This is a genomic window from Parendozoicomonas haliclonae (genome assembly GCF_900174585.1).
Lineage (GTDB): Bacteria > Pseudomonadota > Gammaproteobacteria > Pseudomonadales > Endozoicomonadaceae > Sansalvadorimonas > Sansalvadorimonas haliclonae.
Window position 1 is genome coordinate 232,791 of the sequence record NZ_FWPT01000006.1, and the last position, 23,871, is coordinate 256,661.

Annotated in this window: 20 protein-coding genes; 10 read left to right on the top strand and 10 right to left on the bottom strand. The window is 51.3% G+C overall.

Going from position 1 to position 23,871, the window contains the following annotated elements; genetic code table 11:
- The first annotated feature begins 1 nt into the window (after nt 1).
- The gene (locus EHSB41UT_RS14260; RefSeq protein WP_242667315.1) at nt 2-1,012 is read left to right on the top strand and encodes an alpha-L-glutamate ligase-like protein; all 1,011 of its coding nucleotides are present in this window, start codon (nt 2-4) and stop codon (nt 1,010-1,012) included.
- Here the strand turns inward: EHSB41UT_RS14260 and EHSB41UT_RS14265 are convergent.
- Nucleotides 966-1,418: a Rap1a/Tai family immunity protein gene (locus tag EHSB41UT_RS14265; RefSeq protein WP_087110986.1), complete on the bottom strand. Its 453-nt coding sequence runs from the start codon at nt 1,416-1,418 to the stop codon at nt 966-968. The two genes, EHSB41UT_RS14260 and EHSB41UT_RS14265, sit on opposite strands and share 47 nt — an antisense overlap.
- Before the next feature lie 231 nt (nt 1,419-1,649).
- On the bottom strand, nt 1,650-2,090 hold the full coding sequence (locus EHSB41UT_RS14270; RefSeq protein ID WP_087110988.1) for a GtrA family protein: 441 nt from the start codon (nt 2,088-2,090) through the stop codon (nt 1,650-1,652).
- A gap of 133 nt (nt 2,091-2,223) precedes the next feature.
- On the opposite strand from EHSB41UT_RS14270, the gene glpX reads away from it, so the two are divergent.
- The 3 genes from glpX (at nt 2,224) to EHSB41UT_RS14285 (ending at nt 4,948) form a co-directional block, all read left to right on the top strand.
- A complete protein-coding gene (gene glpX, locus EHSB41UT_RS14275; RefSeq protein ID WP_087110990.1) occupies nt 2,224-3,234 on the top strand; it encodes a class II fructose-bisphosphatase in 1,011 nt (336 codons plus the stop codon).
- A 150-nt stretch (nt 3,235-3,384) separates the two neighbouring features.
- The gene (locus EHSB41UT_RS14280) at nt 3,385-4,740 is read left to right on the top strand and encodes a purine-cytosine permease family protein (RefSeq protein WP_087110992.1); all 1,356 of its coding nucleotides are present in this window, start codon (nt 3,385-3,387) and stop codon (nt 4,738-4,740) included.
- 16 nt (nt 4,741-4,756) lie between these two features.
- Nucleotides 4,757-4,948: a hypothetical protein gene (locus EHSB41UT_RS14285; RefSeq protein ID WP_087110994.1), complete on the top strand. Its 192-nt coding sequence runs from the start codon at nt 4,757-4,759 to the stop codon at nt 4,946-4,948.
- A gap of 38 nt (nt 4,949-4,986) precedes the next feature.
- On the opposite strand, the gene EHSB41UT_RS14290 is transcribed toward EHSB41UT_RS14285, so the two are convergent.
- Nucleotides 4,987-6,021 carry a GGDEF domain-containing protein gene (locus EHSB41UT_RS14290; protein ID WP_165767268.1) on the bottom strand — a complete coding sequence of 345 codons (1,035 nt, stop codon included), beginning with the start codon at nt 6,019-6,021 and terminating at the stop codon, nt 4,987-4,989.
- Nucleotides 6,022-6,340: 319 nt separating this feature from the next.
- Complete coding sequence (cls, locus tag EHSB41UT_RS14295; protein WP_207626648.1) at nt 6,341-7,816, bottom strand: cardiolipin synthase; 1,476 nt, start codon at nt 7,814-7,816, stop codon at nt 6,341-6,343.
- 153 nt (nt 7,817-7,969) lie between these two features.
- Between cls and EHSB41UT_RS14300 the strand changes: the two genes are divergently transcribed.
- The 3 genes from EHSB41UT_RS14300 to EHSB41UT_RS14310 are packed head-to-tail and all read left to right on the top strand — an operon-like array spanning nt 7,970 to nt 12,206.
- Entirely contained in the window at nt 7,970-10,426 is a 2,457-nt protein-coding gene (locus EHSB41UT_RS14300) for a hybrid sensor histidine kinase/response regulator (protein WP_165767269.1), read from the top strand.
- Between the two features lie 44 nt (nt 10,427-10,470).
- The gene (locus EHSB41UT_RS14305; protein ID WP_133060524.1) at nt 10,471-11,505 is read left to right on the top strand and encodes an MBL fold metallo-hydrolase; all 1,035 of its coding nucleotides are present in this window, start codon (nt 10,471-10,473) and stop codon (nt 11,503-11,505) included.
- Between the two features lie 17 nt (nt 11,506-11,522).
- On the top strand, nt 11,523-12,206 hold the full coding sequence (locus EHSB41UT_RS14310; protein WP_087111001.1) for a class I SAM-dependent methyltransferase: 684 nt from the start codon (nt 11,523-11,525) through the stop codon (nt 12,204-12,206).
- A gap of 5 nt (nt 12,207-12,211) precedes the next feature.
- On the opposite strand, the gene EHSB41UT_RS14315 is transcribed toward EHSB41UT_RS14310, so the two are convergent.
- Nucleotides 12,212-12,436: a DUF2496 domain-containing protein gene (locus EHSB41UT_RS14315; protein WP_087111003.1), complete on the bottom strand. Its 225-nt coding sequence runs from the start codon at nt 12,434-12,436 to the stop codon at nt 12,212-12,214.
- 332 nt (nt 12,437-12,768) lie between these two features.
- Between EHSB41UT_RS14315 and EHSB41UT_RS14320 the strand changes: the two genes are divergently transcribed.
- Nucleotides 12,769-13,998 (top strand): Bcr/CflA family multidrug efflux MFS transporter, encoded by a 1,230-nt coding sequence (locus EHSB41UT_RS14320; protein ID WP_165767270.1) that lies wholly within the window; start codon nt 12,769-12,771, stop codon nt 13,996-13,998.
- Nucleotides 13,999-14,094: 96 nt separating this feature from the next.
- On the opposite strand, the gene EHSB41UT_RS14325 is transcribed toward EHSB41UT_RS14320, so the two are convergent.
- Complete coding sequence (locus tag EHSB41UT_RS14325) at nt 14,095-15,285, bottom strand: acetate kinase (RefSeq protein ID WP_087111007.1); 1,191 nt, start codon at nt 15,283-15,285, stop codon at nt 14,095-14,097.
- Between the two features lie 255 nt (nt 15,286-15,540).
- On the opposite strand from EHSB41UT_RS14325, the gene dps reads away from it, so the two are divergent.
- Nucleotides 15,541-16,074, top strand: a complete 534-nt coding sequence (gene dps, locus EHSB41UT_RS14330) for a DNA starvation/stationary phase protection protein Dps (RefSeq protein WP_278248154.1) — start codon at nt 15,541-15,543, stop codon at nt 16,072-16,074.
- 133 nt (nt 16,075-16,207) lie between these two features.
- Nucleotides 16,208-19,915, top strand: coding sequence for a hypothetical protein (locus tag EHSB41UT_RS14335; protein ID WP_087111011.1), 3,708 nt, complete (start codon nt 16,208-16,210; stop codon nt 19,913-19,915).
- 58 nt (nt 19,916-19,973) lie between these two features.
- Here EHSB41UT_RS14335 and oppF read toward each other — a convergent pair whose 3' ends face one another.
- Genes oppF through oppB form a run of 4 tightly spaced genes read right to left on the bottom strand, consistent with a single transcriptional unit; the run spans nt 19,974 to nt 23,852 of the window.
- Entirely contained in the window at nt 19,974-20,981 is a 1,008-nt protein-coding gene (oppF, locus tag EHSB41UT_RS14340) for a murein tripeptide/oligopeptide ABC transporter ATP binding protein OppF (RefSeq protein ID WP_087111013.1), read from the bottom strand.
- Nucleotides 20,981-21,970, bottom strand: a complete 990-nt coding sequence (gene oppD, locus EHSB41UT_RS14345) for an ABC transporter ATP-binding protein (RefSeq protein ID WP_087111015.1) — start codon at nt 21,968-21,970, stop codon at nt 20,981-20,983. The genes oppF and oppD overlap by 1 nt, the downstream gene beginning before the upstream one ends.
- A gap of 15 nt (nt 21,971-21,985) precedes the next feature.
- On the bottom strand, nt 21,986-22,918 hold the full coding sequence (gene oppC, locus EHSB41UT_RS14350) for an oligopeptide ABC transporter permease OppC (protein ID WP_087111017.1): 933 nt from the start codon (nt 22,916-22,918) through the stop codon (nt 21,986-21,988).
- A gap of 10 nt (nt 22,919-22,928) precedes the next feature.
- On the bottom strand, nt 22,929-23,852 hold the full coding sequence (gene oppB / locus EHSB41UT_RS14355; protein ID WP_087111019.1) for an oligopeptide ABC transporter permease OppB: 924 nt from the start codon (nt 23,850-23,852) through the stop codon (nt 22,929-22,931).
- Nucleotides 23,853-23,871 lie beyond the last annotated feature (19 nt).

Here is a 23,871-nt window from a genome sequence, read left to right on the forward strand (position 1 = left end):
TATGTGGCTCCTCGATATGCTGGAGCGGCGCAGAAAGCTCAAGGAACGTGGAGTGCTGGGTATGAACCGGCGCAATCATGCCTACATCGGGCGGTACAATGATCGTTCCCTGTATCCGGTGGTGGATGACAAGGTCACCAGCAAGAAGATGGCTATTGCTGCTGGTGTGGCTGTGCCCAAGCTTCTGCATATCATCGAGAGTATCCATGAGCTGGCGCTGTACCGTTCCGAACTGGAAAAACTCACCGAGTTTGTTCTGAAGCCGGCCAAGGGTAGTGGCGGCAAAGGCATCATGGTCATCACCGGGCGCGATGATAAAGGCTGGATCAAAGCCAGCGGCGGACGGGTGACCTACTCCGATCTTGAACGACACATCTCTAATAGTCTGGGTGGTCTGTACAGTCTGGGCGGGAAAAGCGATGTGGTGATGATTGAGGGGTTGATCAAGGCCGATCCGGTTTTTGATCGTTTCAGCTTTGAAGGGGTTCCTGATATCCGCACCATCGTATTTCAGGGCTATCCGGTTATGGCGATGATGCGCCTTGCGACGCGTCGCTCTGATGGCAAGGCTAACCTGCATCAGGGCGCCGTGGGTGTTGGACTGGATCTGGCAACCGGCCGGAGTCTCAAAGCCGTTCAGTTTGGCCGACCTGTGGTGAAACATCCTGACACCGGCCATGCCTTTGATGATCTGAAAGTACCGCACTGGCGACGTTTACTGGAGCTTTCCTCCGCCTGTTATGACATGACCGGACTGGGCTACCTCGGGGTGGATATTGTTCTCGACCGGGATCATGGACCACTGATTCTGGAGCTGAATGCGCGTCCGGGGCTGGCTATACAGATGGCCAATGGTCAGGGCTTGCTGCCAAGGCTGCAGACTGTTGAAGGGATTCCCCGTCACCACCCTTCCGTGGCAGAGCGGGTCGATTTCTCACAGACGACGTTTGCCCAGTATCGAACTGTCAGTCACGTTCACACGGATAGCGTACAGCCAGAGCTTCCAGGATGATTTTTGCCGGGTTCTCGGACTGGGTTTCGGGAACCTTGCTGGCATACTTTATCGCAACATCCATAGCGTACTCAGGGCTGACATTGTTTGGCAGGCAGAACTGCTTGAAGGCTGCGGTACGTTCGAGATCGTGGAGGGTGGCAAGGGTTGCTGCTGTATAGGTGTAGCAACGCTGCCAGCCTCTGGCGATTCTTTGCTGGGACAGATCCTGATTAATTTTCTGGTAGTTACCGCAGGCCTTGATGTAATCCTTCATGGTGACCATTGGACGGAAATGACTGGATGCAACATTGTTGATATTGGTCGGTGGAGCGGAATACGCGCCGGGAATGGTCAGCGGTCGTTCTGCCTGTACTGGTAAAGAGAATAAAACTGCCAGGCTGATTATCACTCGCAACGAGCTCATAGCGGACCTCCTCGTTATATTTATTGTTTCTGAAGCCGGCTGCTGCTCGATAAAACGCTCCTTGCATGGAGTGGCTTTTGCTTCATTGAGTCATGTCAAAAGGCTCTTATTTTATTAATAAATAACACCATTTCTTATCCCATAAATAAAGTGGGTGATTGTGTACTTCTCGTCTGAATTTTGAGTCTCAACCCCTCTGGAATAGGCTCTTTGGCAATGTTGGCTTGAACATCAGATCTTTTTAAACACCACCAGATTGGCCAGAATAAAATTAAAAATCAGGCCGATACTGATACCCGCCACCATCGCCAGAACAGGTTGCGCCGCCATAATGGGGACGAAGCTGACCAGCAGGGTAAAAACACCCCAGTTCGGGCAGAAGGCCAGAAGAGATACGCCCAGATAGCTGACCCATTGGGAGAGCGGGTGGTGGTGATCTCTGTCTTCAAAGGTAAACAGGCGATTGCAGAACCAGTTCCAGCTGGCAGCTCCCCAGAATGCCAGCGCACGGGCCGGAACCGGAGCAATATCCAGCCAGTGCGTCAGTGACAGAAACAGTACAAGGTCTACGATAAAGCCGCTCGCTCCCACCAGGCAGAAGCGAAGGAACCTGTCTCTCCCCGGTCTGATCTGAGAAACTTGAAGGGCGTGGGGAGTAAGACGTATGGACATAACGATGACTGTTTACAGCGGGGAAAGGGGCGGAAGTATAGGAGCCGGATTTTGATCGCTCCACTTCACCTGCTCTGGGGTTTGCTATACAGTCTGCGCCCATAATTCACCCAAAATACAAGCTGAGAAAAGCATGAAGCGAGAATTGGCAATCGAATTTTCCCGGGTTACTGAAGCTGCCGCGCTCGCAGCTTACAAGTGGCTTGGTCGTGGCGATAAGAACAAGGCTGACGGTGCGGCGGTACAGACCATGCGCACCATGCTGAACAAAGTCGCGATTGATGGCGAAATTGTGATTGGCGAAGGCGAGATCGACGAAGCACCGATGCTGTATATCGGTGAGAAGGTCGGTATTGGTGAAGGTGATCAGGTTGATATCGCAGTAGACCCGATTGAAGGTACCCGCATGACCGCTATGGGCCAGCCTAATGCGATTGCTGTTATGGCTGTAGCTTCCAAAGGTGGCTTCCTGAAAGCTCCAGATATGTATATGGAGAAGCTGGCTGTTGGTCCGGGTGCTAAAGGTGTTATCGATTTGGATCGCCCCCTGGAAGAGAACCTGCACGCTATTGCCGAAGCATTGGGCAAGCCGCTGGAGAATCTAACGGTTATTACTCTGGCCAAGCCTCGTCACGATGGTGTGATTGAGAAGATGCAGGATATGGGTATTCGGGTATTTGCCATTCCTGATGGTGATGTGGCTGCGTCCATCCTGACCTGTATGCCGGACAGTGAAGTGGATGCCATGTACTGCATCGGCGGCGCACCGGAAGGTGTGGTGTCTGCGGCAGTTATTCGTGCTCTGAATGGTGATTTCCAGGGCCGTCTGATGCTGCGTAATGAAGCCAAGGGTGATACCCCTGAAAATATCGAAGCCGGCAAGCTGGAACTGGCTCGCTGTGAAGAGATGGGTATAGAAGTTGGTAAGAAACTGGCTCTGGAAGAGCTGGTGTCTACCGATGATCTGACCTTCTCCGCAACCGGTATTACCAAGGGTGATCTTCTGCAGGGCATAAACCGGAAGGGCAATATGGCCACTACCGAGACTCTGCTGATCCGTGGTAAGTCCCGCACTATTCGCCGTATTCAGTCTATCCATTACCTGGATCGTAAGGATCCGGAAGTTTGCGCGCAAATCTTGTAACTGGTAATTCGTGTAACAGACCGCGTAACAGCTTCAGCCTGACCAGTTTCTCTGGTCAGGCTACTTTCCCCTCTTGTTCACTATCCGGCACCACTTCTTCTCTGCTGCTATTTTTACCGGTCTGGTTTTGATCCACTCCACAAGCAGTGAATGCAGAAGAATAATTTCACCGAGATCTATCTGGCTGACCGGCAAGGGTTGATGCCGGTGCAGGCAACTCTCCGACAGGGTGGTTTCTGGCCATTGTTCGCCCTGTTTTGTAACAGCATGATGAATCCGGCCACGCTGGTGACTTCCGGGCTGATGATCCAGACCGGCCTTCCTCTCGCATTAGTGGCTCTGGTGCAGACGCTGGGTGTCTGCGTAGGGATGTGGCCGTTTATTATTGTGGCGCGGGTCGGCAGCCAATACGGTGTGCCGGGGCAGGTGTTTTGTCGAGCCGTCTTTGGTTACCAGGGCAGTCGATGGCTGACCTCGTTGCTGCGCGTGATTACATCCGTATATTGGTATGCCTTCCAGACATTGGCCGCGATGATGGCTGTGGATGCCATTTTGGGGAGCTTGGGATTCTCTATACCTCTGGCCTGGCTGGGAGCCGGGTTTGTGATTTTGCAGGGCGGGATTGCGTTGTCAGGCTATGCCGGATTGACCGTTCTTTCTGGCTTAACCCTGCCGTTGAAGCTGGTGATTTTCATAGGTCTGACAATCTGGCTGATGCTTCATGTTCCTGATGGAGGTGCCTTGCCGGAACGGGTCTTCGCTTTTCAGGCTGGCAGCTGGTCATGGGCTATTGTGCTGTTCTGGATGAATGGTCTTGCTTCCAGCATGATGAGCCTGATGACAGATGCTGCGGACTTCAGCCGGTTTACCCATCAGAATCGCCGCTTTGGTTTTGGTGTGTTAGCCGGGGTAGCCTGTGGCACGGCTTTGGGAGCTCTGTTCGGCGGCTGGTGTATTGTGGCTGGTGGCGGCAATACGATTAATCCGTTTGATGTCATTGTGGCTTTAAATCCCGGCTCACCGGTTCTGCTGATGGTGTTGCTGGTGACAGTCTTTGATGCCTGGACGATCAATGTCATCAATCTTTATACCGGTGGTTTCTCGCTGGCGAATGCTTTCCCTCGGCTGGGGCGTCAGACAGCCACCCTGTTCATTATTGCTGGTGCCACTTTGTTGGCTTTTTTTCCCGCCATCATTGATCGCTATCTGGAAACCTTGTCGGCAGTGGGTGTTGTCTATGCTGCGACTTCCGGTGTGCTGCTGGGTTGGTGCCTGCGCTACGGGCAGTCGCTGGATGTTGATGCTCTCTATGAGCAAGAGGGACGTTATCGGTATTTTCGGGGCTGGAATCTGTTGGCGGTGGGTATCTTTGTATTCTGCATGTCTGTTACCAGTCTGATCGCTCCAGCCTGGTTGCCATCGATTATTGCCCTGCTTGGTGCCACGGGGTTGATGCTGATCTTTTCGCAATCCTCTCAGTGCCTACAATCAAAAGGTAAGAACTGAAATCTTGAGAGCAGGGATGCGCCGGAATCTGCGTTGGCTATTAATCTTTTTACTATCCAGTCTGGTGCTGCTGGGCGTACCGGCGGTGTTGCTGTTTTCCTGGAGTGTGCAGATTAATGAAACCCGGCAGTGGGCTGAACTGACCAGATTTGTATTAATGATTATGTTGCCGGTTCTGCCGCTGGTACTCTGGTACTCTAAACGCTGATAAAAAAACACCGCACAGTTGTTGGCGGTGTTTTTGTCTTAGACAGCAGTCGGAATTGCATCTTGTGGGGGAGGCGTCTGGCTGGAAACTGTCTGGTTCCGACCTCTCATTTTGGCCTGATAGAGGCACTCATCCGCCAGAGCTATTTCCTGTTCCAGAGTGGTTTGCATATCGGTGGTATGAATGCCAACGCTGACCGTGACCGTAAACGAGTGTTCGCCATATTTAACCGGGGTCTTACTCAAGACCGTGCGGATGCGTTCGGCAACATCTTTGGCGTCTTTGCTCTTTGTGCTGCCAAGCATGATCAGAAACTCTTCACCGCCCCAGCGGGCAATAAAGTCTTTTCTTCTCAAGTGGCGATTGAAGAGGTTTGATATCATAACCAGTGCCGCATCACCACCCGGATGGCCATAGGTATCATTGATCAGTTTGAAGTGATCAAGGTCGGCAATCAGGATGGTGTAGGGCTGATTGGTACGCAGGGCTCTGGATCTTTCCCGCTCCATCTGCTGATACATCAGGCGACGGTTGGCGAGCCCTGTCAGAGGATCGCAGCCAGCCTGGTTTTCCAGCTGATCGGTCAGCAGACGCATACGGTCATACGTCTGTTCCCAGATGTAATAGGCCGCAGATGACAGGGCGATTGAACCACCAAAGGCAAAGATTTCCCGAATCCGTCCCAGTACGTTGTAAACACCTGCAACAGAGTTGGTCACATTAAATATGCTCAAACAGGCTACGACCAGAATGGCGATCATTACCGGCAGGCCCCATTTCAGGCCCATGGAAAAGATCACGATAGGGGATATAAACAGCATCCATATCGTTGAGCCCAGAAAAGCATGGTTGACCAGCAGTCCATACACGGCAATGCAGGATAGCGAGAGTGCCATGGTGATGGAGCTGAATGTGTGCTTTCTGGTGATGAGGAAGTGGGTCATGCAGAAGGTTGTTATCCCCAGGCATGAAACCATAAGAGTGATAATTTCTTTGTCACCGGCAAAGCTGTGGATTGCCAGTAGAACCATTTCCAGGATGATAGCGATGACATAGCAGGAGACAAGCGCCATGAAAACTCGAGGGTCTTGAACCCCGGTGCTTTTCCATTCGCGAGGGTCGGAACTGGTAAGAGGCGGAATAATTTCACGCGTCGGTTTGGTACTGATTTCCGTCATAGATAGTCGACGAATCTAAGGCATCGATTTCCGTAGTGCTTATGAGGGGAGGTGGTACGATGGTGACTGCGGAGGAAAAATTGTAAAGAGTCCGTAGTTCGAGCGGATAATACTTCTTTTTCCCTACGGAGAGAAGCATTACCGCTAGGCAAAACCGCAGATTAAATGATGTTTCTCTGCGCCCTGAATGTGAGTGATACGTGGAATGTATTTTCTACAAGAGCGGGCTGAGAAGCTGGGCAACATTTTCACGTAACTTTTCCAGAAAACGGCGTTCTTTCCAGTCTTTTATCGACACCTTTTTCGATCGGCTGATGTATTCCTCAATCAGAGCTGCCATATGCTGGCCAAAGGCCTGATCATAAATAATCAGGGTCAGCTCAAAATTCAGCCAGACACTGCGCATATCCAGATTAACCGTGCCAAAGAGAACGGTCTCCTGATCCACCAGAACACACTTGGTATGCAGCAGGCCTTCAGTGAAGTGCATGATGGTGATACCGGCATCCAGAAGATCCTCGTAATAGGAGCGACTGGCATAGTGCACCATGCGGGAATCATTTTTTTCTGGCGTGATCAACGTGACCTGCACCCCTCTCAAGGCTGCAGCACAAAGCGCAGTGACCAGAGCTTCATCAGGAACCAGATAAGGCGTGGTAATAATCAGCTCTTTCTGGCTCTGGTAGATGGCTGCGAGTAAAACCATATGAATATTGGCTCGGTCGATGCCGGGGCCGGACGGCAGAACGTGCAGTGAAGCACTGTTGGGCGCGAAAGATTCCTGATATTCAAATGGCTGGTGATAGCGGGGAATAGTCTCTCCAGTTTCCATTGCCCAGTCATAGTGAAAGACAGCGCCATTCACGTGGGCGGCAGGGCCTTCAATCCGCACCATTGCATCCACCCACTGGCCAACACCGGCATCCTGTTTAAACAGCCCAGGGTCGGCCAGGTTCTGGCTGCCGGTCCAGGCGATGGCATCATCAATAATAACCAGCTTGCGATGGTTGCGAAGGTCCATGCGCTCAAACAGCATCCGAATCGGGCCTACAGGCAGTGAAGCTCGTACTTTTACCCCGGCTTCTTTAAGGCGGGCTGCGGCTTCGCTGCGAAAAAAGCTACTGCTGCCCACGGCATCCAAGAGAACCCGACAGGTTACGCCTCTCTGAGCTGCAGCCTCCAGTGCGGTGATCACATCATCAACCAACCCGCCAGCCTCACAGATATAAAACTCGAGGTGAATGCTGTCCTGTGCCTGTTCAATATCCTGAATCAGACCGCTGAATATGTCTGCCGTATTGTGGAACAGCATGAGCTGATTGCCCGGGATCGCGGGTATTCGGGTGGTGTGTTCGGTCAGGTTATAAATGCGGTTGAGATGGTGGGTGTTCTCCTGTCCATCTCTCAGGTCAGGCGTTAGCACCTGCTGCAGATGTTGTATCCACTCTGCGTAAGACGGGGCAAGTTCTTCGGCGCGCCTGAGTCGTTTGGTGCCAAGGCGTCGGGTGCCGAACATCAGGAACAGGATGATTCCGGCCACAGGCAGAGCAAACAGCAGTAAAAGCCAGGACAGAGATACGCCGACCGGACGACGACGCATAATGATAATCAGAATGAACAGAATAATCAGGGCAATATAGGCTGTACCCGCCAATGCACTGATAAGTGAAAACTGATCACTGTCTGTCACAAACTGTTCTCTGTTCTGGTCGTAAGTTGGTTCGATTATATCTGCAAAAACGCAGGATGCCCCAGCGGGTTGCTGCCAGTAGCAAGAAAGCCCACAATAGGCTCGGCATATTAGGGGCTAGCCTCTATTCATAATAACAAGATGAGAAGAATAATGAGCAGAGTCCGAGGTCGGTTGTTTTTTTGGCTACTGCTTGCCCTGACCCTTCTTTCTACATTCGCATCCCAAGCATGGGCGGCTGTTGTGCCGTCTGCGATTCTTCAGGTTTCCGAAGAGCAGCCTTACCAGCCTTTGGCCCGATATATGGATATCTTTCGGGTATCGGACCATGACCTGACCATTAATGACATTATTGCAAACCACGGCGATGATTTTTCCCGGGTCTCCGTGGATGAGCTAAATCTGTCTTATACCCGGGATGCGGTCTGGCTGCGCTTTACCCTAGAAAATCCTTCCGACGATCCCCTCAAGCTGTTTATTGAATCCGGTTTTTCCCGTTTGGATCATGTCTCTCTGTTTGAGAAAGACAAAGCCGGGCAGTGGCAGGAAAGCCGGGGTGGGGATCGTATTCCCTGGTATCAATGGCCCATGCAGACCCGATTGCTGACCTTTCCCATTTCGCTTGAAGCACAAGAGCAGCGTATCTGGTATGTGCGGGTCAGTAGTACCAGTTCAGTGATGATTCCTTTGGCGGTGATCAGTGACCGGGTCATGCTGGAAAATATCGAACAGCGCTTCTTGGCGGATGGTGTGTTTTACGGGCTGTGTCTGGCGGTGTTCTTTGTTGCCCTGATGGCGGCTCTGGTTATGCGGGAAGACCTGTATGTGTTCTATCTGTTCCATGTCGTAGCCAGCACATTTACGGTTATGGCATTGGATGGCTCAGGTTTTATCTTTTGGCCGGATGCGCTGGATTTTCAGGAATACTCGGTTGTTGTCTTCGAGTGTTTAAGTGGTGCTTTCCTCACGCTGTTTACCCGGCGCTATCTGCGCCTGCGGATGAATCTGCCGCGAGTGGATCGTATTAACCGCATCTTTATTTTCTATATGCTGGCCATGGTGCCGATAGCGCCACTGTTCCCCTATGGAATGGCATCTTTCCTGGCGTTGATTCCTATCTCTCTGATGGTGGTCGGACTATTTATGCAGGGGCTTTATCGGTCATTTATGGGGGATACTACCGCGATCATCTTCACCATGGCCTGGTCACTGGGACTGTTTATCTGTGTCTTTGTGACAGTTGCCAACTTGGGTGTCGTATACAGTTTTGAAACCTCAATTTATGGTTTGAAAATGACGTTTGTCACCAGTTACGTGTTCCTGCTGGGCGGTCTTGGGTACCGACTCTATATGCTGCGGCAGGGTGAGGAGATTAGCAAAATTCGTGCACTGACGGAGCAGGCGGAAAACACGGCCAAAAGTGAAGTTATGGCCCGGATCAGCCATGAGATCCGTACTCCTTTAAACGGTATTCTCGGGATTACCGACCTGCTTAGACGTACGACGTTGGACGATAAGCAGACACGTTATGTTGCCACGGTTTCTGATGCCGGCAAATCATTGATGACCATTATCGGGGATGTGCTGGATCATGCCCGGATTCGCTCGGGGCAGATTAATCTTGAACATATCCCTTTCTCTCTCGCTGATCTTCTGGAGCGTATTGTTGATATGTTTCGGCTGGAAGCGGAGCGTAACAGGCAGTTGCTGAATATCGAAATTGACCCTGAACTGCCTGATGAGGTTATTGGTGATCCAACTCGGTTCCGGCAGATCGTGGTGAATCTGCTTGGCAATGCCTGCAAATTTACCGGGAAGGGCGGAACGATCACCCTGCGCGTGCGTTGTGACTGGACTGATGATGATTTTGTCCGGATAAGAGTGGAGGTTGAGGATACGGGCATTGGCATTGCTCCCGAAATGCGTCCTGTGTTGTTTAAATCCTTTACCCAGGGCGGCACAGATACGGCCCGGCGCTATGGTGGCTCAGGTCTGGGGCTTACGATTTCCCGCCAGCTGGTTGAGTTGATGGGCGGGTCTATCGACTTTGAAAGTGAGCCGGGGGAAGGCAGTCGGTTCTGGTTCCAGCTAACCCTGGATCGGAGTATGGACGACCGGGATACCGACTGGCAGCAGGATTTTGATATCTCCGATTTCCGTTTCTATGGCCGGACCATTCTGGTGGCTGAGGATAATGATGCCAACTGGATGGTGATGTCGGCCTATCTTATGGAACTTGGGGCAATACCTATCCGGGCGTGTAATGGCAAGGAAGCTCTGGGGCTTTACAGGGCTCGAACTTTCGATCTGATCTTTATGGATTGCGCCATGCCGGATATTAGTGGCTTTGAGGTGGCAGAGACGATCAGAGCCATGGAGGATGGTAACGACAGCTTTATACCGATCATTGCCGTGAGTGCCCATGTCTCATCGGCTGTGAAAAATCGCTGCCTGTTGGTCGGGATGGATGACTTTATGTCCAAGCCCTTCAGTCAGGAGCAGCTGGCCCTGACATTGAAACGCTATCTTCTGCCTTTTGATGAGCCGGACTCACTCGCCGGTGAGACTGGCTCAGCAAAACGGGCAGCCACTCCGGAGAACGTTGCCTGAGATTAGGATAGTTGCCTGATAACAAGAAAGAGAACGGGCTTTCCATGAAAAAGTTGCTCCAAACACTTGGGTTGGCTGTGTTGGTTAGTGGCTGTGCCACCAATGTTGATCATCTTCCTTTGGTTCCTGCGCAACCAGTCACGCCTGAGATTCCAGACGACAATATCAGCGTGCAATATCTTGGTGTTGGCGGGTTCTTGATGCGTTATCAGGATGCAGCTGTTTTAACTGGACCTTCGTTTACCAATCCGGACTTTCTGGGAATGCCTCCCGCCCCTTTTCAGACGATCGAACCTGATAAAGAGCGTATTGATCGTCTTATGCCTGCAGCGGCTGATGCCTCGGTGATGTTGGTGGGGCACGCCCATTACGATCACCTGCTTGATGTTCCCCATGTGTTGAATAACCAGGCCCCCAATGCCCGTGTCTATGGTTCCGTAACCATGCAACATACGATTGCCTCTGAAGTTGATCTTGACCGTATCGTGGCAGTCAATGGGCGAGCGGCTGTTGGTAATACTGCCGGGGATTGGTTGTACGATGATCAGCGTCGGGTGCGGGTTATGGCCATTCGCTCAGAGCATTCCCCTCATTTTATGGGTATCAAGTTCCTGCAGGGCACTTACCAGCAGGAGCTTCAGGCTCTGCCAAAAAATGCCTTTGACTGGATTGAGGGGCAGACCTTTGCCTGGTTGATTGATTTTCTGGATGCGGAGGGCAGACCGGTCTATCGGGTTCACTATCAGGATGCAGCCTGTAATGCAGATAAAGGTATTCCGCCTGAGTTAAACGATGGCAAGCGTGTTGATCTTTCTCTGCAAACTGTGGGGGCGTATCAGGAAGTAGATGATTACCCGGAAGGTCTGGTGTCTGAAATTCAGCCGCGAGTCAGCATTCTTGGCCACTGGGAGGACTTCTTTGGTAATAATCCGGAAGGGCCTCACCGTGGTGTGCGGCTGGCAGATATTGATGCTTACATCGAAAGGCTCGAAGGTGCCCTGCCTGAAGATGGCGAGTGGCTGATTCCGGAGCCGCTGGCTACCATGCTGTTACCTGTGACCGATATTCAATCCGATTAATAATAAGGAGTCGTGTAATGGTGAGAGCGTTTGTTGCACCGAGTGCCATGACGGAAAATCAGGATTGGGAAGAAGCTTGGGAGTACGGGTTCTTTGCCTGGCATCGTCCGTCATGGAATCCCAGTCTGCTGCGGTTCTTTCCATTATTGAATCACGATGCCGGTACCAAGGTTCTGGTGCCTTTGTGCGGCAAGAGTCGGGATATGGAGTGGCTTTTGCGTCAGGGCTATCAGGTTGTCGGGCTAGAAATCTCTGGTGCAGCTATTGAAGACTTCTTTCGTGAGCGTGGGCTTGAGTACAGCAAAACGATTCGCTCCGGTGTAACGGTCTGGCTGGGCGATAATATTGAAATCTGGGAGGCTGATCTGTTTGCACTTCCGGACGCAATGACTGATGCAACTGCCTTTTATGATTGCGGAGCCTTTATTGCTCTCCCTCCTGCGCAGCATGGAGCCTATGTTGAAAACCTGATGAGACTGGCGCCACAGCTGCAATCTGGTCTGGTTATGGGGCTGGAGTATGATCAGTCGCTGGTCGCCGGGCCACCGTGGAGTATCAATCCAGAGTATGTCCGTGAGAAATGGGGGAGCTGGTTTGAATCGGCAGAGCTTGAAAGAGATTGGGATTCCAGCGAGTCGGCCCGGATGAATGATAAAGGTGAGCGTTATGCCCACCTTACGATCCGGCTGGACAGACGTTAATTGACTTAGATAGCTGTCTGACGCTTTTTACTGCCGCCTGGTGCACTGAGAATACTGCTCAGACGTGTGCGCCAAGCAACACGATCTTCACGTCCCATCTTGTTCAGAGTGTCCTGCATTACCAACAGGCATGCCTCCAGAACGGTCTCATTGGGGAAATCCAGATTTTCCATCTGACGAATCATATCGACGGCGAGTTGCACATGTTCTGGGGCATTATCGTAGGACATAGGTTTCTCCGGACTGTCATGTTCTTTTTACCATGAAACCTCGAATGTTCAGACTCTAAATCAATCAGAACATAGTGTTTCATGCAGGATGACTGCCCTATCGGCGAAGAAAGAAAGGCCTTTAGTTCTCTGGGGGGGTGAACGAGTGATAGCGATCACGAAGCTCTAGTATTTTTCCTGTTGAAAGCAGAGGTTCAAACCAATGATAATCGTTACCGATTCCCACAATAACTCGTAAAAAGCTTCTGCGCCTCTGGCTACCTCTCAGCCGTCAGGCTCTCTATTTGGATGCTCGTTTGATGTATGACCTTGATTCTACCCGGGGCCGGCAAATGCTGGTTGTTGTCCTGGGTATTCTGACCTGCCTTGGTCCCATGGCAATTGATCTGTACCTGCCGGCTTTGCCTGCCATTGCGAAAGCAATGGGTGAGCCGCTGGGCCGGATTCAGCTGACTCTCAGTGCCTACACTGTCGGTTTTGCCCTGGGCCAGATTGTGTTTGGTCCACTGTCCGATCGCTTTGGACGTATGAAGGTTATGCTGCCCGGTATTATTGGCTATGTGCTGACCAACTTCCTTGCGTCTCTGGCTGATACAGCTGTTGAGCTGATCGCTATTCGTGTTCTGCAGGCCTTCTCTGGTGCAGCCATTATGGTGTGTATCCCAGCGATGGTGCGGGATATGTTTCCCCGCAAGGAGTGTGCGCGGATTCTGTCATCGATTCTGCTGGTGATGACGGTTGCCCCGCTGGTAGCTCCGATTCTCGGTGGACAGATCCTGAAGTTCTTCGGCTGGCCAAGCCTGTTTTTGTTTCTGTCTCTGCTCGGGGGGCTGGCGTTTATTCTGGCCTTTACCCGTCTGCGTGAATCCCTGCCAGAAGATAACCGTTCACCGATGAAGCCGGCAGATCTGGGTCGGGCTTACTGGAATATTGTGAGCCATCGCAAAGCGATGAGTTACATTCTGGCTCATGGCTTCTTCTTTGGTGGTATGTTCGCGTTTATCAGTGGCTCACCTTTTGTGTATATCGAACTGTTTGGTGTGTCGGCAGACAACTATGGTTATCTGTTTGCCCTGAACGTGGTCATGCTGGGTATCTGCAACATGATTAACCTGCGCATGATGGGACGCTTTGAGCTGAAAAGCCTGTTGCTGTTTGGTTGCGGCATGGCCTGTCTGGCGGGTGTGATTCTCCTGCTCAATGCCTGGACTGGCTTTGGTGGTCTTTTCGGTATTGTGGTGCCGTGTATGTTGTTTATGGGCATGATCGGTTTTACCGGCCCTAACTCCAACGCGCTGGCTCTGGAGTATTTCCCTAAAACCGCAGGCACAGCGAATGCTGCGGCAGGCGTTATCCGCTTTGGCATCGGCGGTATTACTGCAGGACTGGCGGGGATGCTCCATGACGGAACTGCGGTGCCTATGACGGCGATTATGGCGGGCTGTGGTGTACTTTCTCTGGCGGTACTGGTGCTGATGGGCGGCCTGCGCAACGATGGCAGTGAAGAAACACCGGATGATCATGAAGGTGAACATACCGCTGAGCCTTTAAAGGCTGCCTGAGTTTCTAATTTTAAAGGTCATAAAAAAAGCCGCTTCAGTTTTGCTGAAGCGGCTTTCTTTTAACCGGATCTAATTGACCAGGCTAACGAATCAGAATCAAGCGATCAGGGCAGCAGTGTCCTGAGCGATCATCAGTTCTTCGTTAGTGGAAACAACCAGAGCAGTCGCGCGGGAACCGTCGGTGGAGATCACACCTTCGTTACCGAAACGGTTAGCCAGGTTCTTCTCTTCGTCCAGATCGAAGCCCAGGAAGCTCAGAGCTTTAACAACCTTGGCACGGATCAGATCGGAGTTTTCGCCGATACCGCCAGTGAATGCCAGAGCATCAACACCGCCAGTCGCAACAGCCATACCAGCCAGCTGCTTGGCCAGAACGTAGCAGAATACGTCCAGAGCCAGAGTCGCCTGCTTGTGGCCTTCTGCAGCAGCTTCTTCAACTACACGGCAGTCGTTAGACAGTTCGGAAATACCCAGCAGACCGGACTTCTTGTTCAGAATGTCGGTGATCTCGTCCAGAGAGTAGCCGTATTCCTTGTTCAGGAAGGAGAATACGTTAGGGTCAACGTTACCGGAACGGGTACCCATAACCAGACCTTCCAGTGGAGTCAGACCCATAGTGGTGTCTACAGACTCACCGTTCAGAACGGCTGCACAGCTTGCGCCGTTACCCAGGTGGGCGATAACGATCTTGCTGTTGCTGATTTCCATGCCCAGCATTTCACAAACGCGCTGGGAAACGAAACGGTAGCTGGTACCGTGCATGCCGTAGCGACGCAGACCTTTTTCGCTGTAGAACTTGTAAGGTACAGCGTAGGTGTAGGCTTCAGCCGGCATGGTCTGGTGGAAAGAGGTGTCGAAAACAACACTCATTGGCAGCTCTGGGAAGTGCTTCTGAGCAGCTTCGATACCAGTCAGGTTGGCTGGGTTGTGCAGAGGAGCCAGGTGGATGCAGTCCTTGATACCCTGGATCACTTCTTCAGTGATCAGACAGGATTCCTGGAAGGTCTCACCACCGTGAACAACACGGTGACCAACAGCTGCGATACCTTCTTTCAGGCCTTTCTCTTCCAGCATGTGCAGCAGAGCAGCAACAGCTGCGTCGTGTGCGCCACCATCCAGAGTGATGCTTTCCTTGTTGCCTTCAAACTTCCAGCGAATGAAGGACTCCTTCTCACCCAGACGCTCAGCGATGCCGCTGATGATCTCATCACCATTGCTTGGGTTGATTACGGCGAACTTCAGGGAAGAGCTGCCGCAGTTGATGATCAGGATATTTTCTTTGCTCATGGCCGTATCAACACTGAAATCTGCCCGAAGGCATAAAGGGGAAACAATACCAACAGGTCTAGTTGTGAATGCTGGCTTTTGCCAGAATTCGCTCTTTCCCTGTCAGCTTATAAAAAAACCGATGCAAATTATCAACATGTGTTGATTGCGGCAATGCGTAATTTCTGCAGTTATCAAACTTTACAGCTGATTGACATTGTTCGTCGATGTTCGCTGGTAAACAGACTTGGCGCATTAGTGGGGCGATGACTACTTTTGAGTCAATTCCCGTCTTCCACACAAGCCATCCGGCAGGAGCATGTCATGGGATACCACACCTCTGAAACCTTACCCACAAATGTTAAAGACGCTTCCGCACAGGAGCTGCAGAAGCTGGTTTACTGCGGGATTGATCTGAACATGCAGATCAAGGAATCCCACTGGACAATGGCAGGTCGGGAATTCCTCAGTATTCACCGGTTATTTGATGAGGTGTCTGAAGCCATAGAAGACACTGTTGATGATTATGCCGAGCGAGTATCCCAGTTGGGGCATAAACCGAACGGTGTGCTGCAGGTGGTGGCTGATAAAAGCCCACTGACGCCTTATCCAAAAGAGATAAAGGATATTGATGAGCATGTGGAGGTGATTGCTCATCGGCTGGCCTTCTTCTCGGACCTTGCCTATCAGGCAATCAATAAGATGGATGAGCATGGGGATGTGATCTCTGTGGATCTTGTGACATCACGCACCCGCGATATCGATAAGTTGATCTGGCTGGTGGAATCTCATCTGCCCAAGAAGCGTTGAGGGTTTGGAAAATCTGGCTCAATAGTACCAATTTATTAGTTGTAGGCTTATAGAAAGCATTTATTTATCGTAAAGCCACAGGACGTCTACTTTCTATTGCACATCATTAAATCAGATGAAGGTGTAATGGGTAATGCTGCGGATTACGCAACGGGTTCTGCTGGTGTTTTGCTGTGTTCTTTCTTTTGGTGTCTTGGCGGCGGGTGGTTTAAAGCAATATAAGCTGCCTGCCGGTTTGAGTTTGCCGGACGGGACAGAAGGGAAACTTTTACGACCGGATATCGTTTCACATTTTGTCGGTGCGTGGCCTGATACGCCCTCTCACTTCTTTTTTCTAAACCTTAAAGACAATGCCGGAGGAGTCGCTCGGGGTGTTGTCTATGCCTCCACCAAGAAGACGATCAATACTCAAGAGTCTGATTCAGCGACAAGTAATTCTGCTTCATACATTACTGCTGCGAATACCAAGGGGTATGCCGCTCTTGTCCATGGTGACGGTAACTCCTTTGCCACTCTGACCGATATTCAGCTGTATCGCCCGTTATCCGGAAAGGATACCCACGACGTTAGCAGCATTGAAATACCACCGGGAAAATATACAACCCTGCCCCTGGCGATCAGTGATGATGGGGAGGTGATCTTTGGTTTGCGCTATGACTTCAGCAAGGAAGGACATCCGGCGACCGGAGAGTATGTAATTTGGTTGAATGATGGGAGCGAAACCTATCACCTGTATAGCGGCAAGATGGAGCCAGCGCAGAAGAGTACAACGGATTACCGGCTGGTAGGCATGGATACGCTCTCGGATGGACGTATATCTGTGACCTTGGGAGGCTTTGATCCCAAAGCCAACCCTTCCGAGGGACCTGAAGAAACCATTTTGCTAACTCAGGAAAAGAAAGGCTCCGGAGTTTTTATTCAGAAACCACCGGAACGTCAGGGATATACCTTCGCCTCTTGCCCTGAATTATCTCTGAATACGACTTACCACTCTTTTGAGTTTCTCCGACCGACGACATCAACGACTCACGACAGCGAAGACGAGATGATGGAAACATCACTTTCGATGATCAGTATGGTTTCAACCAATAACTATGTAGCAGTGAAGCCGGGGCTGCGCTTTCCTGATGGCTTGATCCCTCCTGATTTTGTCGGACGAACCCTGAAGATGGGTAAGAGCAGTCACTCATTTGATGGTGGGCAGGCACCCATAGTCACGGCTCCTCCAGAGGTTATTAAAGGCTGGCCGGGAACCAGCTTTATGCATGGTATTGACCCGCCCTATGTGATGCCTTTCCAGAAATATATGGCGAATGAGCTGAGTATCGAGGAAGCGAAGGATTGGGATGAAAAGAGAGTTGCCTCGCAGTTCAGTACAAAGGATGAAGACGGTTACACCACATTTTATGGCATCAACTACGGGGCTAAGGATGGTGAATACCTGTTTATGGTCAATGATCGTCAGATGGACGCGATGCGTCGTGAGCAGCGGCGAAAGTACTTTGCTTTTCAGCAACCGACCTATCAGTACTCAGGCGATATTAAACGACAACCACTCGAAGAGGTTGAGGGTACAGTTTTCCGGCAGCTGAATATTGGCGACAAGATTGATCCCTCATCTCTGCCTATTCCGGCTCGCTGGTTTCGGCCAGTTTTACATGTCAGTGGTGATACCTTTGTTATCAACCGGGAAAGCCATGGTGTTTTGCAACCCATTCTTGCTCAGTATGACAAGTCAGCAACTCCCTTTCAGGTTCCAGATGACTTGGGCAAATGCCACATCCTGGTGACGGCCTACTCGATATCGGGTGATTCAGATCAGGGAGCGGGTTTTGTTGGGCTGGCATTCCCGATTGAGGAGGATGAGATATCTGATCAAGCCATGCAGGGTGAAAAGAAGGATATCAAAGTTATTCTTTGGGAGTCGCCTGACAAGCCCAAGGTTATTGATACGGCAGAAAAGTTCAATGATTCGGTTTTGGTACCTCAGGGGCTCTTTTATCATGGTCCGACCTGGTATTTGACTGCTGCTTTGGAGATCAGCAAGAAAACCGGAGAGGAGAGAAATGGTCTGGCCATCTGGCAGGATAACTATGAGTCTCCTCCGTTCCTATATACAAAGCTGGATGATGAAAAGGAACATATCATTAGTGGTATGGATAATCTGGGTTCACCCATCTACGTCAATACTGCCAAAAATGATGATGGCAGAACTGTGTATGGTCTGGATGTTTATGAAGTCGTTAAAGACAACCATGACCATCAATCCATAATGAAGCTGAATAAGGAGGACAATGGGCAGGGAGTGATGATTGGCTATGCCAATATCAGTAATGATGACCCAACTTTCCTGTTTATAACGCCGAACCTGTCTCATCAACCCGCTGTTTATACCCGCCAGCATTTCAATACGAGTGACAGACAGTTTGAAAATAAAGATCAACTGTTTACGCAAGCCTTTGACTCAGGAAAAACGCCTGGCCTGCTTCTACCCAATGGCGACTTGACCGACACCTTGGATATTCTTGGAGGCGCAAGTTTTATTGCATCTCAGGATGGTTCCTATGAGCCTGTAGGTTTCGTCTTTTCTCCACTAAGACAAGAGCTCCAGACAGTCGATGAGTTTATTGCTGATATTGGCATTCAGGAGCAGCTTAAAGGCTGCAAGGGCGTGCTTATCACCGGTATTACACAGTTGTCCGGCAGTTATGTTGTTTCCGGCTGGGCTGAAGATAATGGTTCCGATGCCAGCATTGTATTTACTGCTCAGGTCGATATGCCGAAGTCTGCGTCACCAGAGTTTGATGACACGATGTCTCACGAGGCAGTAGGTGTTCCGAGTGAAATTATGGACGACTGGGAAAATCCGCCACCGACTTATTCTGAAGTGGTTGAGCCTGCAAACACTCTAAGTCTGAAAGATGTGCTGGAGCCTGCGGCAAGAGTCATGTCGAAGAGTGAGTTGTTGAAGCAGGGTCTTGAAGACAAGGACTTCCGCTATATCGAACATGGCCTTGCCGTAAAATTAAATGAGCGTGCCTGGCAGGGGAGTGACGGACGATTTGTCACCACGATTGATGTGAATGCCCAGAAAGATCGAGCCGCTCCACGGGCCGTTATCATTACCCCTTCGTCTGATTACCCCGGGTATGCTGGAAACAGGGTGGTGCTTCCTGTGGTTGGGACAATGGATGGTCATATGGCGATAACCGCATCCGCTGACCTGAGATATATTCTGGGCGTTCAATTCAAACGGCGTGATGACCATACACTGATTTCCAGCGAATATGGTTTATGGCAGCAAGACCAGAATAGGCAGTGGATATGGGAGCCTGTGGCTGGAGGTCATTTTCCAAACGATCTTCAGACAAATGGTAAATCTGTCATGATGCCGGATCGTTATACCAGCGGTGACCCTTATATTACTCTGCGACCAGTCACTTTTCAGTATGACGGGCAGGAGCACAGCTTACATGGCCAGGATGTTAAGACTATGGGGCTTTACGGTCGTTTTCCGGAGGCTTATTTAGTCTGCGGCAAAAACGGCAGTGGCTGCTTACCTGTGCCTTCGCAGGCTGTTTATGGAGGGAAACGCCCCAGAGAGATAGGCGGCCTTCAGCAGTTGGTGACCAAAGCGGTGCATGGGATTGAAAGGTACAACTATAGGAGTGCCCAGAGTGAGGGATATTCTGAATATGTACGAATGCGCCTGGGGCGTTTGTCGCTAAAGGCAGAGTCGGAACAGGTTATGGCTGTTCTTCCACCAGTCAGTCATCAAACAAAAGGTATGGCTAAAGGCCTGCCTATTGTTCAGTCCTTACCTTTGAAAGGTTTGAAATAGAAAGGAAGGAGTCCGGTGTTGCACCGGACTCCTTCAAAGTGGAACAGAAAGCTATCTCTTACAACGATACCTGTCCGCAGGACACTTTGTGTTCGGCTGAACCTTGCAGGATCGGCTTATTCTTCGCACATTCCGGCTGTACTTTTGGGCAGCGCGTGCGAAACACGCAGCCTGATGGAGGGTTGATTGGCGAAGGCAGATCTCCTTCCAGCAGCTGGATGGTCTTGTTGCGCTCGAGGTCAGGATCCGGAATTGGTACCGCAGACAACAGTGCCTGAGTATAAGGGTGCGTAGGGTTGGCATAGAGTGAATCAGAAGTTGCCAGCTCCGCTTCGTTACCCAGATACATCACCAGAATCCGGTCACTGATATGTTTCACCACCGACAGATCGTGGGCGATAAACACCAGCGACAGGCCCATTTCAGCCTGCAACTCTTTGAGCAGGTTCACCACCTGAGCCTGAATGGAAACGTCCAGTGCGCTGACCGGTTCATCACAGATAATCAGTTTGGGCTTGAGAATCAGAGCCCGGGCAATACCCACACGCTGACACTGACCACCAGAGAACTCGTGAGGGTAACGGTTGATCACGTTTGGCAGCAGGCCAACGCGATCCATCATTTCCCGTACGCGCTTTCTCACCTCATCCTTGCTCAGATCAGGCTCGTAGTTACGCAGAGGCTCGGCAATGATATCGCCGATGGTCATGCGTGGATTCAGGGAAGCCAGAGGATCCTGGAATATCATCTGGATATCACGGCGCACGTCGTGGAAACCCTTGTCGTTCAGGCCGGCCAGGTTCTTACCATCCCAGATGATCTCACCGGAATGCGCTGTTACCAGACCGATCAGGGCTCGGGCCAGGGTGGACTTGCCACAGCCGGATTCTCCCACGACACCCAGAGTTTCACCCGGATAGAGATCAAAGCTGACACCATCCACAGCCTTCAGCATCGGGATCGGCTGCCATGGCCAGTCACGGGCTTTCGGAATAGGGAACTGCACCTTAACATCGCGAACGCTTAGCAGCGGCTCCTGCTGCTCCAGAGGAATCTGTTCAGACATCAGGCATTTCCTCCAGTAGCAATCAGTTCATCAGGTGTCCAGAAGCAGGCACGCTGGCGTTTATCAGCCAGAACATCCAGCGCCGGAGCCTCCTGGCGGCATTTATCCATAACGTGCGGGCAGCGTTCCTGGAACGGACAGCCAACCGGCAGGCTCATCAGGTTTGGTGGGTTGCCGGGAATGGTTGGCAACGCCTGAGTGTCGTCTGTATCCAGTCGTGGAATCGATTCCAGCAAACCAATACTGTACGGATGACTTGGCTTGTAGAAAATGTCGTTGGTCGTGCCATATTCCATGGTCCGACCGGCATACATCACCAGTACCTTGTCACAGATACCAGCAACAACACCCAGATCGTGGGTGATCATGATGATCGCGGTATTGAAGTCCCGCTTCAGCTCGTTGAGCAGTTCCATGATCTGAGCCTGAACGGTTACGTCCAGTGCTGTGGTCGGCTCGTCGGCAATCAGCAGCTTTGGACGACACATCAGTGCCATTGCGATCATGACCCGCTGACGCATACCGCCGGAAAATTCGTGAGGATACATATCCATACGCTTTTTGGACTCCGGCATTTTTACCGCGTCCAGCATACGGATAGATTCCTTGTACGCTTCTTCCTTGCCCATACCCTTGTGCAGCATCAGCACTTCCATCAGCTGCTTGCCGACTTTCATATAAGGGTTCAGGGACGTCATCGGGTCCTGGAAGATCATGGAGATCTTCTCGGCCCTGATTTTGTTCAGCTCTTTTTCTGGCAGGTTCAGAACCTGTTTGCCTTCAAACAGGGCTTCACCGTAGGTTTTGCCGTTCTTGGCCAGCAATCCCATGATTGAAAACGCAGTCTGGCTCTTACCGGAACCGGACTCACCCACAATGCCGAGGGTTTGCCCAGCCTCAAGAGAAAAGTTCAGATTGTTAACTGCGGTCACTTCACCGTCGGGGGTATCGAAGCGAACCTGCAGGTCTTTAACTTCAAGAAGACTCATCGTTTGGTCGCTCCCTTAACGGTCTTTCGGGTCGAGGGCATCACGCAAACCATCGCCCACATAGTTGAAGCAGAACAGGGTGACAACCAGGAAAGCAACCGGGAATGCCAGCTGCCATACAGCGACTTCCATGGTCTGTGCGCCTTCATTCACCAGTGCGCCCCAGCTGGTCATCGGTTCCTGCACACCCAGACCCAGGAAGCTCAGGAAAGATTCAAACAGAATCATGCCCGGTACCAGCAGGGAGGCGTACACGACAACGATACCCAAAACGTTAGGAACAATGTGACGCAGGATAATAGAAGAAGGTTTTGTGCCGGAGACCCGTGCCGCTTCAATAAATTCACGACCTTTCAGGCTGATAGTCTGACCGCGAACGATACGGGCCATATCCAGCCAGGATACTGCACCGATAGCGAGAAAGATCAGCATGATTGAGCGGCCGAACATGGTGACCAGCAGGATCACCAGGAACATGAACGGGAAGGATTGCAGGATCTCGAGAATACGCATCATGATGCTGTCTGTCCGACCACCTACATAGCCGGCCGCAGCTCCATAAAGAGTACCGATGATTACGGCAACCAGTGCGCCCATAATGCCGACCATAAAGGAAATACGGCCACCCATCAGGGTACGTACAAACAGGTCTCGACCCAGAGAGTCGGTACCGAACCAGTGGCTGTTCTCCATATTGGGAGCGCCAGCCATATAGCCCCAGTCGATGGCATCAAACTCATGGGGAGAGAGCCATGGGCCAATGATCACCAGGATGCCAACAAAGGCGAGAATGATCAGACTGGCGACAGCGGCACGGTTGCGGAAGAAGCGGGTCCGGGCATCGGCCCAGAGGCTGCGGCCTTCGATTTCCAGCCCCGGCTTCTCCAGTGCTTCGGCGAAATTTTTAACAGCGGACTTCTTATCCGCATCAGGGGTAATGGATGTCATTACTCACTCCTTACTGATAACGGATTTTCGGGTCGATCACCGCATACAGGATGTCGACGATGGCGGTAAACAGAATGGTCAGGCTGCCAATAATGATGGTCAGACCAAGAACCAGAGAGTAGTCACGGTTCAGCGCGCCATTCACAAAGTGCTGGCCAATACCGGGCAGACCAAACACAGTCTCGACAACAACGGAGCCGGTGATAATGCCGACAAACGCAGGGCCGAGATAGGAGACAACCGGCAACAGAGAAGGGCGCATGGCATGGCGGGTAATAATGATGCGCCATGGCAGGCCTTTGGCTCGGGCTGTACGGATATAGTTACTGTTCAGCACTTCGATCATGCTGCCCCGCTGGATACGGGCAATGGAGGCCATATACATAATGGCCATGGCCGTAACCGGCAGCACCATATGTTGCCACTCGCCACCATTCCAACCACCTGCCGGGAACCAGCCAAGGCCGATGGCAAATGTCAGAACCAGCAGTGGTGCGATAACAAACGACGGTAGCACGACACCCGTCATGGCCAGTGCCATGATGAAGTAATCAAGGAACGTATTCTGCTTCAATGCGGCTATTGTACCGATGGTCACACCAACCAGAACGGTCAGTACAAAAGCGACAGCACCAATCTGCAGGGATACAGGGAAACTTTGTTCAACCAGATCATTAACCGAGTAATCACGGTATTTGAAAGACGGACCAAGATCGCCCTGGCTCAGGTCTCTCAGGTAGTAAAGGTATTGCTGCCAAAGCGGCTTATCGAGGTTGTACTTGGCCTCGATGTTTTTCATGATTTCCGGGGGCAGATTTCGTTCACCTGTGAAAGGGCTACCCGGTGCAGCCTGCATCAGGAAAAAAGAGATTGTAATCAGAACCAGCAGGGTGGGAATCGCCACTGCCAGCCTTTTAATTATAAATTTCAGCATGAAGACCTCTGTCCCAAAG

Excerpts from the sequence above, each read along its gene's own strand:
- EHSB41UT_RS14290 (WP_165767268.1), bottom strand. The coding sequence starts at position 6,021 with ATGGCGCTTGTCTCCTGCTATGTCATCGCTATCATCCTGGAAATGGTT.
- EHSB41UT_RS14335 (WP_087111011.1), top strand. The coding sequence starts at position 16,208 with ATGCTGCGGATTACGCAACGGGTTCTGCTGGTGTTTTGCTGTGTTCTT.
- EHSB41UT_RS14260 (WP_242667315.1), top strand. The coding sequence starts at position 2 with ATGTGGCTCCTCGATATGCTGGAGCGGCGCAGAAAGCTCAAGGAACGT.
- EHSB41UT_RS14305 (WP_133060524.1), top strand. The coding sequence starts at position 10,471 with ATGAAAAAGTTGCTCCAAACACTTGGGTTGGCTGTGTTGGTTAGTGGC.
- EHSB41UT_RS14310 (WP_087111001.1), top strand. The coding sequence starts at position 11,523 with ATGGTGAGAGCGTTTGTTGCACCGAGTGCCATGACGGAAAATCAGGAT.
- glpX (WP_087110990.1), top strand. The coding sequence starts at position 2,224 with ATGAAGCGAGAATTGGCAATCGAATTTTCCCGGGTTACTGAAGCTGCC.
- oppF (WP_087111013.1), bottom strand. The coding sequence starts at position 20,981 with ATGTCTGAACAGATTCCTCTGGAGCAGCAGGAGCCGCTGCTAAGCGTT.
- EHSB41UT_RS14320 (WP_165767270.1), top strand. The coding sequence starts at position 12,769 with ATGCTGGTTGTTGTCCTGGGTATTCTGACCTGCCTTGGTCCCATGGCA.
- EHSB41UT_RS14300 (WP_165767269.1), top strand. The coding sequence starts at position 7,970 with ATGAGCAGAGTCCGAGGTCGGTTGTTTTTTTGGCTACTGCTTGCCCTG.
- EHSB41UT_RS14285 (WP_087110994.1), top strand. The coding sequence starts at position 4,757 with ATGCGCCGGAATCTGCGTTGGCTATTAATCTTTTTACTATCCAGTCTG.
- oppC (WP_087111017.1), bottom strand. The coding sequence starts at position 22,918 with ATGACATCCATTACCCCTGATGCGGATAAGAAGTCCGCTGTTAAAAAT.
- EHSB41UT_RS14270 (WP_087110988.1), bottom strand. The coding sequence starts at position 2,090 with ATGTCCATACGTCTTACTCCCCACGCCCTTCAAGTTTCTCAGATCAGA.
- oppD (WP_087111015.1), bottom strand. The coding sequence starts at position 21,970 with ATGAGTCTTCTTGAAGTTAAAGACCTGCAGGTTCGCTTCGATACCCCC.
- EHSB41UT_RS14325 (WP_087111007.1), bottom strand. The coding sequence starts at position 15,285 with ATGAGCAAAGAAAATATCCTGATCATCAACTGCGGCAGCTCTTCCCTG.
- EHSB41UT_RS14315 (WP_087111003.1), bottom strand. The coding sequence starts at position 12,436 with ATGTCCTACGATAATGCCCCAGAACATGTGCAACTCGCCGTCGATATG.
- EHSB41UT_RS14265 (WP_087110986.1), bottom strand. The coding sequence starts at position 1,418 with ATGAGCTCGTTGCGAGTGATAATCAGCCTGGCAGTTTTATTCTCTTTA.
- oppB (WP_087111019.1), bottom strand. The coding sequence starts at position 23,852 with ATGCTGAAATTTATAATTAAAAGGCTGGCAGTGGCGATTCCCACCCTG.
- EHSB41UT_RS14280 (WP_087110992.1), top strand. The coding sequence starts at position 3,385 with ATGCAGAAGAATAATTTCACCGAGATCTATCTGGCTGACCGGCAAGGG.